Origin of the sequence: Tepidibacter mesophilus, from assembly GCF_002724055.1 — a bacterium.
In the GTDB taxonomy this organism is placed as follows: domain Bacteria; phylum Bacillota; class Clostridia; order Peptostreptococcales; family Peptostreptococcaceae; genus Tepidibacter_A; species Tepidibacter_A mesophilus.
On record NZ_BDQY01000017.1, the window covers coordinates 55,940 to 69,616 of the forward strand.

Consider the following 13,677-nt stretch of genomic DNA (forward strand, 5'->3'; position numbering starts at 1 on the left):
AGTGCTATCTACCTTGAAAAATGCTTGGAAAATTCCTGATTTAAGAAAAAGAATTCTATATACATTAATGATGATTATTGTATTTAGAATCGGATCTTCAATACCTGTACCTGGCGTAGATATAGATTATATTAAGAAGGTAGTTGACCAAGCGGGTCTTCTTTCCTTCTATGATTTAGTAGCAGGAGGAGCTTTTAGACAATTTACTATATTTGCTTTAAGTATAACTCCTTATATAACGGCATCAATAATAGTGCAGTTATTAACTATAGCTATACCAAGTCTGGAAGAACTGAGTAAATCAGGTGAAGAAGGAAGAAAAAAGATGGTTCAATACACAAGATATGGAACCATTATTTTAGCGTTAATTCAAGCTACAGGAATAAGTGTAGGTTTGTTTAGAGGAGCATTAATATCTAAGGATATATTTTCTATAATAACAGTAGTTCTTACTCTAACTGCAGGAACATCATTCTTAATGTGGTTAGGTGAAAAAATTACTGAAAAAGGTATAGGTAATGGAATATCTCTTATAATATTTATAGGTATTATATCAAGAGTTCCAGGTTCCTTTATTCAGACGTATAAATTATTCTCAGAAAACCAAATAAACATTATACAACTGATTATATTTGCAGCTGTAGCTATAGCTATAATCGTAGGAGTAATAGCTATACAACAAGGATCAAGAAAGATACCTGTACAGTACGCTAAAAGAGTAGTAGGAAGAAAAATGTATGGTGGACAAAGCACACATATACCAATGAAGGTGAATCAAGCAGGTGTTATTCCAGTTATATTTGCAGTTTCACTTTTGGCATTTCCTCAGACACTATCATTATTCTTAAAGGGAGAGTTTCAGGCATTTATAACTAAATGGTTATCGCCAAATGGAACTCCAGGAGTTTGGATATATATAGGTTTAGAAGCACTATTAATAATCTTCTTTACTTATTTTTATACAGCCGTTACATTCAATGTAGAAGAAATTGCTAATAATATGAAAAACTACGGAGGTTTTATTCCTGGAATAAGACCTGGAAAGCCTACGGAGGAGTATCTAAACAAAGTACTTACAAGACTTACATTAGCAGGAGCTGTATTTTTAGCTGCGATAGCAGTACTTCCAACTTTGATACTGCAATTAGGTAGTATCCCGTTTAGGTTTGGTGGAACTTCGTTACTAATAGTAGTAGGAGTTGCACTAGAAACGATGAAGCAAATAGAAGCACAAATGTTGATGAGACATTATCAAGGCTTCTTAAAATAGGAATTGGGGGTAAAAAATCCCCTGTCCTAAATTTAGTATCGGAGATGATTGAAATGAAACTTATACTACTTGGACCTCCAGGAGCTGGTAAAGGAACTCAAGCGTCTGGAATCGTAAAAAAATATAATGTACCTCATATATCAACTGGAGATATTTTTAGAAAAAATATAAAAGAGGGAACTCAGCTGGGCTTAAAGGCTAAAGAATACATGGATAAAGGACTTTTAGTTCCAGATGAATTAGTTGTAGAAATAGTTAAGGATAGACTTTTAGAAGATGATTGTAAAAGTGGATTTTTATTAGATGGATTTCCAAGAACTGTAGTTCAAGCACAAGCATTAGACAAAGTATTAACTGAATCTAATATGAACTTAGATAAAGTTATAAATATACAGGTTGACAAAACTGTATTAGTAGATAGAGCTGTAGGTAGACGTATTTGTAAAAATTGCGGAGCTACTTTCCATATAAAATATAATCCGTCAAAAGTTGATGGAAAATGTGATATTTGTCAAGGTGAGTTATACCAAAGAGCAGATGATAATGAAGAAACTGTATCTAAAAGAATTCAAGTTTATTTAGATCAAACTGAACCTTTAATAGATTATTATAGTGAACAAGGTATAATTACTACTATTGATGGTCAACAATCTATAGATAAAGTTTTCGAAGATATATCTGTAGCATTAGGGTGTGAAAATTAATGATTATAATAAAATCTGCTAAAGAAATAGAATTAATGAGAGATGCTGGAAAAATTGTGGCAGAAACTCATCAAATGCTAAAAGAATCTATAACACCTGGTATAACAACTAAGGAATTAGATGAAATAGCAGAAAAAAATATAAGAAAATATAAAGCAGAGCCTTCATTTAAAGGATATCATGGATATACAGGATCTATATGTGCATCTATTAATGAAGAAGTAGTACACGGAATACCATCTTCTTCCACTGTATTAAGAGATAAAGATATAATAAGTATAGACATTGGAGCTTTTTACAAAGGCTATCATGGAGACGCTGCTAAAACTCATGCTGTAGGAAATATATCTGATGAAGATAGAAGACTTATAGATATAACTAGACAAAGCTTTTATGAAGGAATTAAATTTGCAAAAATTGGATATAGACTTTCAGACATATCACATGCAGTTCAAACTTATGTAGAAAAAAATAAGTTTTCTATAGTTAGAGACTTTGTAGGACACGGAATAGGTTCAAAAATGCATGAGGACCCTCAAATACCAAATTATGGACCTGCGGGAAAAGGAATTAGGCTTCAAGAGGGAATGGTATTAGCTATAGAACCTATGGTAAATGCCGGATCATATCATGTGAAGATATTAAGTGATGGATGGACAGCTGTAACAATAGATGGTAAAAAATCTGCACATTATGAGCATACTATAGCCATCACTAAAGATGAGCCTTTAATTTTAACAAAGCTTTAATCCGGCTAGAAGAGGTGAAATTAGTGCTATTAAATGATTTAAATGTTGGTCAGGTTGTAATATCTAAGCTAGGCAGAGACAAGGGCAGATTATTTTTTATTATAAAGGTGGTAAATGAAGAATATGTCTTAATCGCTGATGGAGATTATAGAAAACTTGATAAAGCAAAATTAAAAAAAGTAAAGCACTTGATAAAATATAAATATGCATCGGAAGATATTGAAAATAGAATTTTAAACAAAGAATATATTAATGATGCTTTTTTAAGATATGAGCTGGATAGGTTAAAGTCGAAGCTTTAATCTAAGTGATTGGAGGTTTGGTTACTTAATGGCCAAAAAAGATGTAATTGAGTTAGAGGGTGTAGTTACAGAAACTTTACCCAACGCAATGTTTAAGGTTAAATTGGAAAATGGACATGAGATATTATGCCATATTTCAGGTAAGCTTAGAATGAATTTCATAAGAATACTTGAAGGTGATAAAGTAACTGTAGATATGTCACCTTATGATTTGACTAGAGGAAGAATTACTTGGAGAAAGAAGTAGACTAGTATTTTAGTCTAAGGAGGGATAAGTGTGAAAGTTAGACCGTCTGTAAAACCAATATGTGAAAAATGTAAAATTATAAAAAGAAAAGGAAGAGTAATGGTTATCTGTGAAAATCCTAAACATAAACAAAAACAAGGTTAATAAGGACTAGTAATTTAATATTATATATATTATAATATTAAATTGTGATAATTAAGAGATTTAAATTCTCAGAATGAACTAGGCCTTCGTGTTTTATTTAAAATTAGAAAATATTGAATTATCAATATAGCTTATAGGAGGTGCAAGAATATGGCAAGAATTGCTGGGGTAGACTTACCAAGAGACAAAAGAGCAGAAATAGGCTTAACTTATATATTTGGTATAGGTAAAAAAACTTCTAACCAAATACTTGAAAAAGCTGGTATAGATGTTAATACAAGAATAAAAGATTTAACTGAAGAAGAAGTAAATACATTAAGAAAATTAATAGACTCTGATCAACTTGTTGAAGGAGATTTAAGAAGAGAGATAGCATTAAATATAAAGAGACTTAGAGATATCAAATGTTATAGAGGTATTCGTCATATGAGAGGACTTCCATTAAGAGGTCAAAAAACTAAGACAAATGCTAGAACGAGAAAAGGACCGAGAAAGACTGTATCTCGTAAGAAGAAAAAATAGATCTTAAGTAAGGAGGGAAAAAAATGGCTAAACCTAAAAAGAAAGCTACACGTGTTAGAAGAAGAGAACGTAAAAATATAGAACGTGGTCATGCTCATATTCAGTCAACTTTCAATAATACTATAATCACATTAACTGATGTTCATGGAAATGCAATTTCATGGGCTAGTGCAGGACAATTAGGATTTAAAGGATCTAGAAAAGCTACTCCATTTGCAGCACAAATGGCTGCAGAAACGGCTTCTAAAGGAGCTATGGAGCATGGATTAAAGACAGTAGAGGTATTTGTAAAAGGACCAGGACCTGGACGTGAAGCAGCTATAAGATCTTTACAAGCTGCAGGACTTGACGTTACTTTAATAAAAGACGTTACTCCAATACCACATAATGGTTGTAGACCGCCAAAGAGAAGAAGAGTGTAATACAGTAGGAGGTGTAATAAATGGCAAGATATACAGGTGCAGTATGTAGACTATGCCGTAGAGAAGGAATGAAATTATTCCTTAAAGGCGATAGATGTTATACAGATAAATGTGCTATAAATAAAAGAAACTATGCTCCAGGTCAACATGGACAAGGAAGAAAAAAAGTTTCTAACTATGGATTACAATTGAGAGAAAAGCAAAAAGTTAAGAGAATATATGGAGTTTTAGAAACTCAATTCAGAAACCTTTATGAAAAGGCTGAAAAAATGCCAGGAATATCAGGTGAAAACTTACTTAGCTTATTAGAAAGAAGACTTGATAATACTGTTTATAGAATGGGACTTGCTTCTTCAAGAAAAGAAGCTAGACAATTAGTAAGACATGGACATTTTATATTAAATGGACATAAAGCTAATATTGGTTCTATGATAGTTCAAGTTGGCGATGTTATAGCTGTTAAGGATAATTCAAAATCTTCAGCTAAATTTAAATCACTTGTTGAAAACTCTACAAGAGTTGCTCCTAAGTGGATGGATGCAAGTATAGAAAAGATGGAAGCTAAGATAACTGCTTTACCAACAAGAGAAGATATAGATTTAGAAATAGCAGAGCACTTAATAGTAGAGCTTTACTCTAAGTAATAAATTGAGTTGTATCGTAGAAATGTTTGCCCTCAGTGGATTAATAAAAATTAAGGAGGGTTTTATTAATGATTGAAATAGAAAAGCCTAGAATAGAAATTTGTGAAATAAGCGAAGATAATAGATATGGTAAATTTATCGTAGAGCCTTTAGAAAGAGGATACGGAATTACTGTAGGAAATGCATTAAGAAGAATACTACTTTCTTCACTTCCAGGAGTGGCTGTTACTTCTATAAAAATAGATGGAGTACTTCATGAGTTCTCTACAATACCGGGTGTAAAAGAAGATGTAACAGAAATAATGCTTGCTTTAAAAGAATTATCTGCTGAGATAGATGGAGAAGGCAGTAGAACATTGAAAATAGAAGCTCAGGGCGAGGGTGTAATAACAGGTAAAGATATTATATGTCCTTCGGATGTAGAAATATTAAGTAAGGATTTATGTATAGCTACTTTAGACACAAATGCTAAATTTAATATGGAGATAAATATAGATAAAGGAAGGGGTTATGTTCCAGCTGAAAATAATAAAACTGAGAACATGCCTATTGGTGTAATTCCTGTAGACTCTATATATACTCCAGTTGAGAAAGTAAGTTATAAAGTTGAAAATACAAGAGTAGGTCAAATAACAGATTATGATAAATTAATATTTGAAGTTTGGACTAACGGAAGTATAAATCCTCAAGAGGGAATTTCTCTTGGTGCTAAAATATTAGTAGAACACTTGAATTTATTCATCAACCTTACAGAGCATGTTGGAAATGTTGAAATAATGGTGGAAAAAGAAGAAGATAAAAAAGAGAAAGTTCTGGAGATGACTATCGAAGAGCTTGATCTTTCTGTTAGATCGTATAATTGCTTAAAAAGAGCAGGTATAAATACTGTTGAAGAATTAAGCAGCAAAAGCGAAGAAGACATGATGAAAGTTAGAAACTTAGGTAAAAAGTCATTAGAAGAAGTTATTCAAAAACTTGAAGAACTAGAACTAGGACTTAAGCCGAGCGAAGACTAAGAAAAGGAGGGAATGACATGGCTAAGTACCGTAAATTAGGTCGTGTAACTGCTCACAGAAACATGATGCTTAGAAACTTAGTTACTGATCTTTTAAAGAATAAAAAAATAGAGACTACAGTAACAAGAGCAAAAGAAACACGCAGAATGGCTGAAAAAATGATAACTCTAGCAAAAAGAGGAGACTTACATGCTAGACGTCAAGCATCAGCGTACGTTTTAGATGAAACAGTAATCAAAAATTTATTTGATGAAATAGCTCCTAAATACCAAGAAAGAAATGGTGGATATACAAGAATTATAAAGCTTGGTGTTAGAAAAGGTGATGGAGCTGAAGTAGCAATACTAGAATTAGTATAGTAGAAGATGGAATTAGGCTAATAGCTTAATTCCTATTTTTTTATATGAATTTCAAAATAAAGTAAGATTTATGCTTTTAAAACTTATTCTATTTTTATATAATAGAATTTAGATTATATAAAAATAGAATAAGTTTTAAAATACCTTTAGAATTCCAAAGAAGTCTATTTTTAAAATCGTATAATAAAGACTCTTTATAATGAATAGAAAGTTATAGACTTTTATAATTTTCAAGTACATATGACTTTTGTTATGAATTTCAAAGAAGTCTACTTTTAAAATTGTATAATAAAGACTTCTTTATAATAGAAAAGAGGGGAAAATATGAATGACATAGTAAAGATAGATAATATATCTTTTGAGTATGTTCAAGAAAATATTCAGTCAAAGGCTCTCGATGAATTGAACTTAGATATCAAAAGAGGAGAATTTGTGGTTATTATAGGGCATAATGGGTCTGGAAAATCAACACTATCAAAAAATTTGAATGCAATACTAAAGCCTACAACGGGTAATATATTTATAAATGGTATGGATACTAAAGATGATTCTAAGCTTTGGGAAATAAGGCAGAGTGCTGGTATGGTATTTCAGAATCCAGACAACCAAATAGTAGCAACAGTTGTAGAAGAAGATGTAGCGTTTGGACCTGAAAACTTAGGAATACAACCGGATGAGATAAAAAAAAGAGTTACAGAGTCTTTAAAATCTGTAGGAATGTATGAGTTTAAAGATAAAGCACCTCATTTGTTATCAGGTGGTCAAAAACAAAGAGTTGCAATTGCCGGAATTATTGCTATGAAACCGGAATGCATAATATTTGATGAACCAACAGCTATGCTTGATCCATCTGGAAGAAAAGAAGTTATGAATACTATAAAAAGATTGAATAAGGAAGAAAATATTACAATAATACACATAACTCATTTTATGGAAGAAGCAGTAGATGCAGATAGAATAGTTGTAATGGAAAAAGGGAAAATAGTATTGCAAGGAAAGCCTAAAGAAGTTTTTGTACATGTAGATAAGTTAAAAAAACTTGGGTTGGATGTTCCTTTTATGACAGAACTTACATATGAACTTAGAAAAGAAGGAATAGATATAAAATCAGATATATTAACTGTAGATGAGATGGTGATGAATTTATGTCGATAGTAGTTAAAGATTTAGTATACGTATATAATCCAAACTCACCTTTTGAAAGTAAAGCACTTGACAATGTAAACTTAGAAATAAATAAAGGTGAGATAATAGGTTTGATAGGACATACAGGATCTGGAAAGTCTACTTTGATTCAACATATGAATGGATTATTAAAGCCAACCAGTGGAAATATAATAATCGATGGTGTAGATATAACGGATTCTAATGTTAGTTTAACAGAAATTAGGAAAAAAGTTGGAGTCGTTTTTCAATATCCAGAGTACCAATTATTTGAAGAAACTATATTTAGAGATATAGCATTTGGGCCTTCCAATTTGAAATTAAGTGAAGAGGAGATATATGCCAGAGTAAAAGAATCTATGGAGCTTGTAGGACTTGACTATAATGATTTTAAGGATAGATCTCCATTTGATTTATCTGGGGGTCAGAAGAGAAGAGTAGCAATAGCAGGTGTTATAGCTATGAAGCCCGATATTTTAATATTAGATGAGCCAACAGCAGGACTTGATCCATCAGGAAGAGATGAAATTTTAGCTCAAATAAAACATCTTCATGAAAGATATAATATTACAATAATAATATCTTCACATAGTATGGAAGATATGGCTAAAATATCTAATAGAATACTAGTTATGTATAAAGGTAAGGTTGAGTTGATGTCTACTCCTAGAGAAGTTTTTAAAGAAGGAAAAAGACTAAAAGAAATAGGACTAGGAATACCACAGGTATCAGAGCTTACTATAAAGCTGAGGGAAAAAGGTTTTAATATAAGAGAAGATATTATTACTTTAGAAGAAGCTAAAGAAGAAATATTACAATATATAAGGAGTAAAAAGAAATGATAAAAGATATAACGATAGGTCAATATTATCCTACTAATTCTGTAGTACATAAATTAGATCCAAGAGTTAAATTAATATCTACATTTATATTCATGTCTTCTCTTTTTATAATAAATCAGTTTTATCCATATGTTTTAGTACTCGCTTTTATTATATTAACACTTAAACTATCTAAAATACCTGTTAATTATATATTAAAAGGGTTAAAACCAATAATGTTCATAATTGTATTCACTTTTGTAATCAATATATTTATGATACCTGGTAGTACGGTTTTTGATATAGGACCTTTAAGCATATCGGATGAAGGGTTAAAACAAGGAAGTTTTATGGTTATAAGGCTTATATTGTTAGTTGTTGGCACATCATTACTTACTTTATCAACATCTCCAATAGAATTAACAGATGGAATAGAGAAACTTTTAAATCCTTTTAAAAAAATAGGAGTACCAGCACATGAACTTGCTATGATGATGACAATTGCATTAAGGTTCATACCTACACTATTAGATGAAACTGATAAGATAATGAAAGCACAAATGGGTAGAGGAGCTGACTTTGAAAGTAAGAACATTATAAGTAGAGCTAAAAACTTAGTTCCGTTATTAGTACCTTTGTTTATAAGTGCATTTAGGAGAGCAGATGAACTTGCTATGGCTATGGAAGCTAGATGCTATAGAGGTGGAGATAATAGAACGAGAATGAACCAAATAAAGATGAATAAAAGAGATTATATAGCTTATAGTATAGTATTTATTTATATAACTATAATAATAATAACTAGAATAATATAAATATAGGTGATAGTATGCGCAATATAATGATTACGATAGAATATAAAGGAACAAATTACTGCGGATGGCAAATACAAAATGATAGAATATCAATACAACAGTGCATAGAAAATGCTATATATAAGATAACTAAAGAAAAAGTAAGTATAACATCATCAGGAAGGACTGATGCAGGAGTCCATGCTTTAGGACAAGTAGCAAATTTTTATACTAATAGCAGTATAAATATTAAGAAAATACCTGAGGCTATTAATTCTAAGCTACCAGACGATATAAGTATAATAGATGCGAAAGAAGTAGACAATAATTTTCATGCAAGATATAGCGCTAAAAGAAAACTATATAGATATGCAATACTAAACTCTAAGTACAAAAGACCTATTCATAATGATTTTGCATATTTAGTAAAGTATGACCTAGATATAAATAAAATGATACAAGAGTCAAAATATTTAATCGGAGAGCATGATTTCAAAGGGTTTATGAGTTCTGGATCATCTGTTAAGACAACTATTAGAACTATATATGATATAAGATTAAAAAAAGAAGAAGATTTAATTCTATTAGAAATAGAAGGTAATGGGTTCTTATATAATATGGTTAGAATAATAGCAGGAACATTAGTAGACATAGGTAGAGGAAAAATAAATCGAAGCCTAAAAGAGATTATAGAATCCAAAGATAGAAATAAAGCAGGGCATACGGCAGCTAGTAAAGGTTTGTTTTTGAAAAAAGTATATTATTAGCTTGACACACCTGGCTCGTTGTATTAAAATGTATAAGGAATGTGTTTATAAATCCACTAGCCCCGGATTTTATATAAAGGTTAATTTGCGCACATAAAAGGATAGTAAGGAGGGAAAATAATGAAATCATATATTGGTAAGCCAAGTGAAGTTCAAAGAAAATGGTATATAATAGACGCTGAAGGAAAAACTTTAGGTCGTTTATCTACTGAAATTGCAATATTATTAAGAGGTAAGCATAAGCCTACATTTACACCACACGTAGACGGTGGAGATTTCGTTGTAGTTGTTAATGCTGCTAAAGTTAAATTAACAGGAAAGAAATTAGATCAAAAACTATACAGATATCATACAGGGCATGTTGGTGGATTAGTAGAAATCCCTTACAGAAGACTTTTAGCTGAAAAGCCAGAAGAAGTTATAAATCATGCTGTAAATGGTATGTTATGTAAGAATAAATTAAGAAGTAAAATGATGAAAAGATTAAGAGTATTTGCTGGCGCTGAGCATACTCATGCAGCTCAAAACCCAGAAAGCTTAGATATATAATTAATTTAGGTGAAAGGAGGAGTTAGATATGGCAAACGTTCAATATTATGGAACAGGAAGAAGAAAACACTCAGTAGCTAGAGTAAGATTAGTAGCTGGTGAAGGAAATATAGTTGTTAATGGAAGAAGTTTAGAAGAATACTTCAACTATGAGACTTTAAGAAGAGAAGTTAAAAATCCATTAGTTATAACTGAAACTGAAGGAAAGTATGATGTTATAGTAAAGGTTGAAGGTGGAGGATTTACAGGACAAGCAGGAGCTGTAAGACACGGAATATCAAGAGCTTTATTAAAGGTAGATGCAGAATTAAGACCTACTTTAAAGACAGCTGGATACTTGACTAGAGATCCAAGAATGAAAGAAAGAAAGAAATACGGATTAAAAGCTGCGAGAAGAGCTCCGCAATTCTCAAAGAGATAATATATACATTAAAGACTTTGGAATATTCCAAAGTCTTTTTTCATATATATTTACAGGGTGATTATATATGGTTATTTTTTTAAGAAAAAAATATACTCTGTGGACTATAGCATTTACTATGGTATTTTGCATAATATATTTAACTAATTATAATATAAGTAAAAATACTATAAATATGCCTGTAACTAATAAGGTTATAATAATTGATGCTGGACATGGTGGAATAGATCCAGGGGCATTAGGGAAAAGTAGTTTAGAAAAAGATATAAATTTAAAAATAGCATTGAAGGTAAGATCATTACTAGAAGAGAGCGGAGCTTTGGTTATTTTAACAAGAGAAAAAGATGAGAGTTTATATATAGAAGATGGGAATAAAAGTATAAGACAAAAATATAATGAGAATCTAAGAAATAGAAAGCAATTAATAAAAGAATCGAAAGCAGATATGTTTATATCTATACATTTAAATAGTTTTAGCCAATCTAAATATTATGGAGCACAAGTACTATACCCTAAAAATGATGAATATGGAAAACAGTTAGCAATTTTTATACAAGAAGAGATGAGAAGAGTTATTGATAAAAATAATGATAGACAGGCAAAGCAGAGAGATAATTTGTATTTATTCAAAGGGAATGAAGTTGCATCAGCACTTATTGAATGTGGATTTTTATCTAATTCAAATGAGGAAAAACTTCTTAAGACGGATGAATATCAAGATAAAATAGCATGGGCAATATATGCTGGAATACAAAAATATTTTAATTCTTTGCAATAATATAAAAATAGAAGTTATATGTATTAATACATATAACTTCTATTTTTTTGATATATAAGACACTTCTATAAGTATTGATTACTGCAAGTAAATTTGAAAATAGTAAATATTCAATAAATACTAAAATGATATTTAAGTAAAATTGAATGTTAAAATATTTATTATAATTGAAGTTTGATTTTTTCGACAAAATATGATAGTATTTTCTTTGTAAAATCGATAGAACGAGGATTACTTTGAAAAAGGAGGAAAACGTATGGAAAGATTTATAAGTTTTATAGGAATATTTATACTATTAGGAATATGCTACTTAATATCTGAAAATAGAAAAAAAATAGATATTAGATTAGTATCAATGGGAATAGGGATACAGGTATTATTTGCATTTTTAATTTTAAAAACAAGTATAGGAAGAGTGGTATTTGAAAAATTATCAGGATTTGTAACAGGGCTGTTAGATTTTACAAAAGCAGGTTCTTCGTTTTTGTTTGGTGGATTAGTTAGTAATATAAACAGTTTTGGCTTTATATTTGCATTTCAAGTATTACCTACTATAATATTTTTCTCGTCACTTATGTCAGTACTATATTATCTAGGTGTTATGCAGTTTATAATTAAATATATAGCTGGATTTATGGCAAAATTGATGGGTACGTCGGGAGCAGAGTCTTTATCAGCAGCTGCAAACATATTTGTTGGACAAACAGAAGCACCTTTAGTTATAAAACCATATATAGAAAAAATGACAAGATCAGAGTTAAATTCAATAATGATAGGCGGAATGGCTACAGTTGCTGGTGGGGTTATGGCAGGATATGTTGGAATGGGAGTAGATGCAGGTCACTTAATAGCAGCATCTGTAATGTCAGCTCCTGCAGCATTAGTAGCAGCTAAGATTATAGTTCCTGAAACAGAGGAACCGGTTACAAAAGGAAATGTACAATTTGAAGTAGAAAAAATTGATGCTAATATTATAGATGCAGCAGCTAGAGGCGCTTCAGAAGGATTACAACTCTCACTAAATGTTGCGGGTATGTTACTTGCTTTTGTTGCTTTAATAGCTATGGTTAATGGAGGGATCGAAGCGATAGGAAATATAGCAGGAATACATGGATTAACTTTAGAAACAATTCTAGGATATATATGTGCTCCGATTGCGTATATAATGGGTATTCCAGCTCAAGATATAGTTACAGCTGGTTCATTATTAGGGCAAAAAACAGTTATAAATGAATTTGTTGCTTATGCTAATTTATCTACACATATAGATAATGGGACACTTCAACCTAGAACTATTACTATACTAACGTATGCTCTTTGTGGATTTGCAAATTTCTCATCTATAGCTGTTCAGCTCGGAGGAATTGGGGGACTTGCTTCTAAAAGAAGAGGAGAACTAGCTCAGTTGGGAATAAAGGCTTTAATTGGAGGAACTGTAGCTGCATTTTTAACAGCATCTATAGCGGGTATGATTATATAAAGAAGAAGTCGTTTCAAAACGACTTCTTCTTCATATATTAATTAAAAGTATAGTTCATATAATTTAATGTAACCACATATATAAAATGAAAAAAACGAAAAATATATAAAAACTTAAAAAAACTATTGACGAAAAGTTTTAAAGGTGATATATTATTACTTGTCCTCGATAACGAGGCAAACGAGAAACAGATGAACACAACATATGAACTTTGAAAATTAAACAGTAGGTTATAAATAAATCACAACAGTGATTTTCGGAATAAACAAACAAAAAGTCAGTTTACTGAGTACTGACAAACTTTAAATTTTATTTAAGAGTTTGATCCTGGCTCAGGATGAACGCTGGCGGCGTGCCTAACACATGCAAGTCGAGCGGAGATTAAAAAGCTTGCTTTTTAATCTTAGCGGCGGACGGGTGAGTAACGCGTGGGTAACCTGCCCTATACACACGGATAACATATCGAAAGATATGCTAATACGAGATAATACATTTTTAAGGCATCTTAAAAATGTCAAAGATTT

Annotated in this window: 19 protein-coding genes and 1 rRNA gene; all 20 read left to right on the top strand. The window is 30.9% G+C overall.

The genetic code is table 11. From position 1 onward, the window contains the following. The first annotated feature begins 1 nt into the window (after position 1). A complete protein-coding gene (gene secY, locus Tmeso_RS11100) occupies positions 2-1,270 on the top strand; it encodes a preprotein translocase subunit SecY (protein WP_099191170.1) in 1,269 nt (422 codons plus the stop codon). A gap of 53 nt (positions 1,271-1,323) precedes the next feature. Beyond that, the gene (locus tag Tmeso_RS11105; protein WP_099191172.1) at positions 1,324-1,974 is read left to right on the top strand and encodes an adenylate kinase; all 651 of its coding nucleotides are present in this window, start codon (positions 1,324-1,326) and stop codon (positions 1,972-1,974) included. Beyond that, positions 1,974-2,723, top strand: coding sequence for a type I methionyl aminopeptidase (map, locus tag Tmeso_RS11110; protein WP_099191174.1), 750 nt, complete (start codon positions 1,974-1,976; stop codon positions 2,721-2,723). The genes Tmeso_RS11105 and map overlap by 1 nt, the downstream gene beginning before the upstream one ends. 23 nt (positions 2,724-2,746) lie before the next feature. Further along, entirely contained in the window at positions 2,747-3,025 is a 279-nt protein-coding gene (locus Tmeso_RS11115) for a KOW domain-containing RNA-binding protein (RefSeq protein ID WP_099191176.1), read from the top strand. Between the two features lie 28 nt (positions 3,026-3,053). Next, positions 3,054-3,272 carry a translation initiation factor IF-1 gene (gene infA, locus Tmeso_RS11120; RefSeq protein WP_099191178.1) on the top strand — a complete coding sequence of 73 codons (219 nt, stop codon included), beginning with the start codon at positions 3,054-3,056 and terminating at the stop codon, positions 3,270-3,272. Positions 3,273-3,302: 30 nt separating this feature from the next. Continuing rightward, positions 3,303-3,416 (top strand): 50S ribosomal protein L36, encoded by a 114-nt coding sequence (gene rpmJ / locus Tmeso_RS11125; RefSeq protein WP_025434559.1) that lies wholly within the window; start codon positions 3,303-3,305, stop codon positions 3,414-3,416. A gap of 150 nt (positions 3,417-3,566) precedes the next feature. Continuing rightward, a complete protein-coding gene (rpsM, locus tag Tmeso_RS11130) occupies positions 3,567-3,938 on the top strand; it encodes a 30S ribosomal protein S13 (RefSeq protein WP_099191180.1) in 372 nt (123 codons plus the stop codon). A gap of 23 nt (positions 3,939-3,961) precedes the next feature. Beyond that, complete coding sequence (rpsK, locus tag Tmeso_RS11135) at positions 3,962-4,360, top strand: 30S ribosomal protein S11 (protein WP_099191182.1); 399 nt, start codon at positions 3,962-3,964, stop codon at positions 4,358-4,360. A 20-nt stretch (positions 4,361-4,380) separates the two neighbouring features. After that, on the top strand, positions 4,381-5,004 hold the full coding sequence (gene rpsD / locus Tmeso_RS11140) for a 30S ribosomal protein S4 (protein WP_099191184.1): 624 nt from the start codon (positions 4,381-4,383) through the stop codon (positions 5,002-5,004). A 68-nt stretch (positions 5,005-5,072) separates the two neighbouring features. Beyond that, positions 5,073-6,020 (top strand): DNA-directed RNA polymerase subunit alpha, encoded by a 948-nt coding sequence (locus Tmeso_RS11145; RefSeq protein WP_099191186.1) that lies wholly within the window; start codon positions 5,073-5,075, stop codon positions 6,018-6,020. Positions 6,021-6,037: 17 nt separating this feature from the next. Beyond that, positions 6,038-6,379, top strand: coding sequence for a 50S ribosomal protein L17 (gene rplQ, locus Tmeso_RS11150; RefSeq protein ID WP_099191188.1), 342 nt, complete (start codon positions 6,038-6,040; stop codon positions 6,377-6,379). A 324-nt stretch (positions 6,380-6,703) separates the two neighbouring features. Then, on the top strand, positions 6,704-7,534 hold the full coding sequence (locus Tmeso_RS11155) for an energy-coupling factor transporter ATPase (RefSeq protein WP_099191190.1): 831 nt from the start codon (positions 6,704-6,706) through the stop codon (positions 7,532-7,534). Continuing rightward, the gene (locus tag Tmeso_RS11160; protein WP_099191192.1) at positions 7,525-8,385 is read left to right on the top strand and encodes an energy-coupling factor transporter ATPase; all 861 of its coding nucleotides are present in this window, start codon (positions 7,525-7,527) and stop codon (positions 8,383-8,385) included. Before Tmeso_RS11155 ends, Tmeso_RS11160 begins: the two co-directional genes overlap by 10 nt. Further along, positions 8,382-9,179: an energy-coupling factor transporter transmembrane component T family protein gene (locus Tmeso_RS11165; protein WP_099191194.1), complete on the top strand. Its 798-nt coding sequence runs from the start codon at positions 8,382-8,384 to the stop codon at positions 9,177-9,179. The genes Tmeso_RS11160 and Tmeso_RS11165 overlap by 4 nt, the downstream gene beginning before the upstream one ends. 14 nt (positions 9,180-9,193) lie before the next feature. Then, positions 9,194-9,925, top strand: a complete 732-nt coding sequence (truA, locus tag Tmeso_RS11170) for a tRNA pseudouridine(38-40) synthase TruA (RefSeq protein ID WP_099191196.1) — start codon at positions 9,194-9,196, stop codon at positions 9,923-9,925. 120 nt (positions 9,926-10,045) lie between these two features. Next, positions 10,046-10,474 carry a 50S ribosomal protein L13 gene (gene rplM, locus Tmeso_RS11175; protein WP_099191198.1) on the top strand — a complete coding sequence of 143 codons (429 nt, stop codon included), beginning with the start codon at positions 10,046-10,048 and terminating at the stop codon, positions 10,472-10,474. Between the two features lie 28 nt (positions 10,475-10,502). After that, positions 10,503-10,895: a 30S ribosomal protein S9 gene (gene rpsI, locus Tmeso_RS11180; RefSeq protein WP_099191200.1), complete on the top strand. Its 393-nt coding sequence runs from the start codon at positions 10,503-10,505 to the stop codon at positions 10,893-10,895. A 67-nt stretch (positions 10,896-10,962) separates the two neighbouring features. Next, positions 10,963-11,673, top strand: coding sequence for an N-acetylmuramoyl-L-alanine amidase CwlD (gene cwlD, locus Tmeso_RS11185; RefSeq protein WP_242967914.1), 711 nt, complete (start codon positions 10,963-10,965; stop codon positions 11,671-11,673). Between the two features lie 256 nt (positions 11,674-11,929). Continuing rightward, positions 11,930-13,153 carry a NupC/NupG family nucleoside CNT transporter gene (locus Tmeso_RS11190; RefSeq protein ID WP_099191202.1) on the top strand — a complete coding sequence of 408 codons (1,224 nt, stop codon included), beginning with the start codon at positions 11,930-11,932 and terminating at the stop codon, positions 13,151-13,153. 309 nt (positions 13,154-13,462) lie between these two features. Continuing rightward, positions 13,463-13,677, top strand: a 16S ribosomal RNA gene (locus Tmeso_RS11195); the annotation flags it as partial.

Bases quoted from the DNA above. Each gene is read 5' to 3' on its own strand.
- rplM (WP_099191198.1), top strand. From the start codon at position 10,046: ATGAAATCATATATTGGTAAGCCAAGTGAAGTTCAAAGAAAATGGTAT.
- cwlD (WP_242967914.1), top strand. From the start codon at position 10,963: ATGGTTATTTTTTTAAGAAAAAAATATACTCTGTGGACTATAGCATTT.
- infA (WP_099191178.1), top strand. From the start codon at position 3,054: ATGGCCAAAAAAGATGTAATTGAGTTAGAGGGTGTAGTTACAGAAACT.
- rpsK (WP_099191182.1), top strand. From the start codon at position 3,962: ATGGCTAAACCTAAAAAGAAAGCTACACGTGTTAGAAGAAGAGAACGT.
- Tmeso_RS11165 (WP_099191194.1), top strand. From the start codon at position 8,382: ATGATAAAAGATATAACGATAGGTCAATATTATCCTACTAATTCTGTA.
- rpsD (WP_099191184.1), top strand. From the start codon at position 4,381: ATGGCAAGATATACAGGTGCAGTATGTAGACTATGCCGTAGAGAAGGA.
- Tmeso_RS11155 (WP_099191190.1), top strand. From the start codon at position 6,704: ATGAATGACATAGTAAAGATAGATAATATATCTTTTGAGTATGTTCAA.
- rpsI (WP_099191200.1), top strand. From the start codon at position 10,503: ATGGCAAACGTTCAATATTATGGAACAGGAAGAAGAAAACACTCAGTA.
- map (WP_099191174.1), top strand. From the start codon at position 1,974: ATGATTATAATAAAATCTGCTAAAGAAATAGAATTAATGAGAGATGCT.
- Tmeso_RS11160 (WP_099191192.1), top strand. From the start codon at position 7,525: ATGTCGATAGTAGTTAAAGATTTAGTATACGTATATAATCCAAACTCA.
- rpsM (WP_099191180.1), top strand. From the start codon at position 3,567: ATGGCAAGAATTGCTGGGGTAGACTTACCAAGAGACAAAAGAGCAGAA.
- Tmeso_RS11190 (WP_099191202.1), top strand. From the start codon at position 11,930: ATGGAAAGATTTATAAGTTTTATAGGAATATTTATACTATTAGGAATA.
- rplQ (WP_099191188.1), top strand. From the start codon at position 6,038: ATGGCTAAGTACCGTAAATTAGGTCGTGTAACTGCTCACAGAAACATG.
- truA (WP_099191196.1), top strand. From the start codon at position 9,194: ATGCGCAATATAATGATTACGATAGAATATAAAGGAACAAATTACTGC.
- Tmeso_RS11105 (WP_099191172.1), top strand. From the start codon at position 1,324: ATGAAACTTATACTACTTGGACCTCCAGGAGCTGGTAAAGGAACTCAA.
- Tmeso_RS11145 (WP_099191186.1), top strand. From the start codon at position 5,073: ATGATTGAAATAGAAAAGCCTAGAATAGAAATTTGTGAAATAAGCGAA.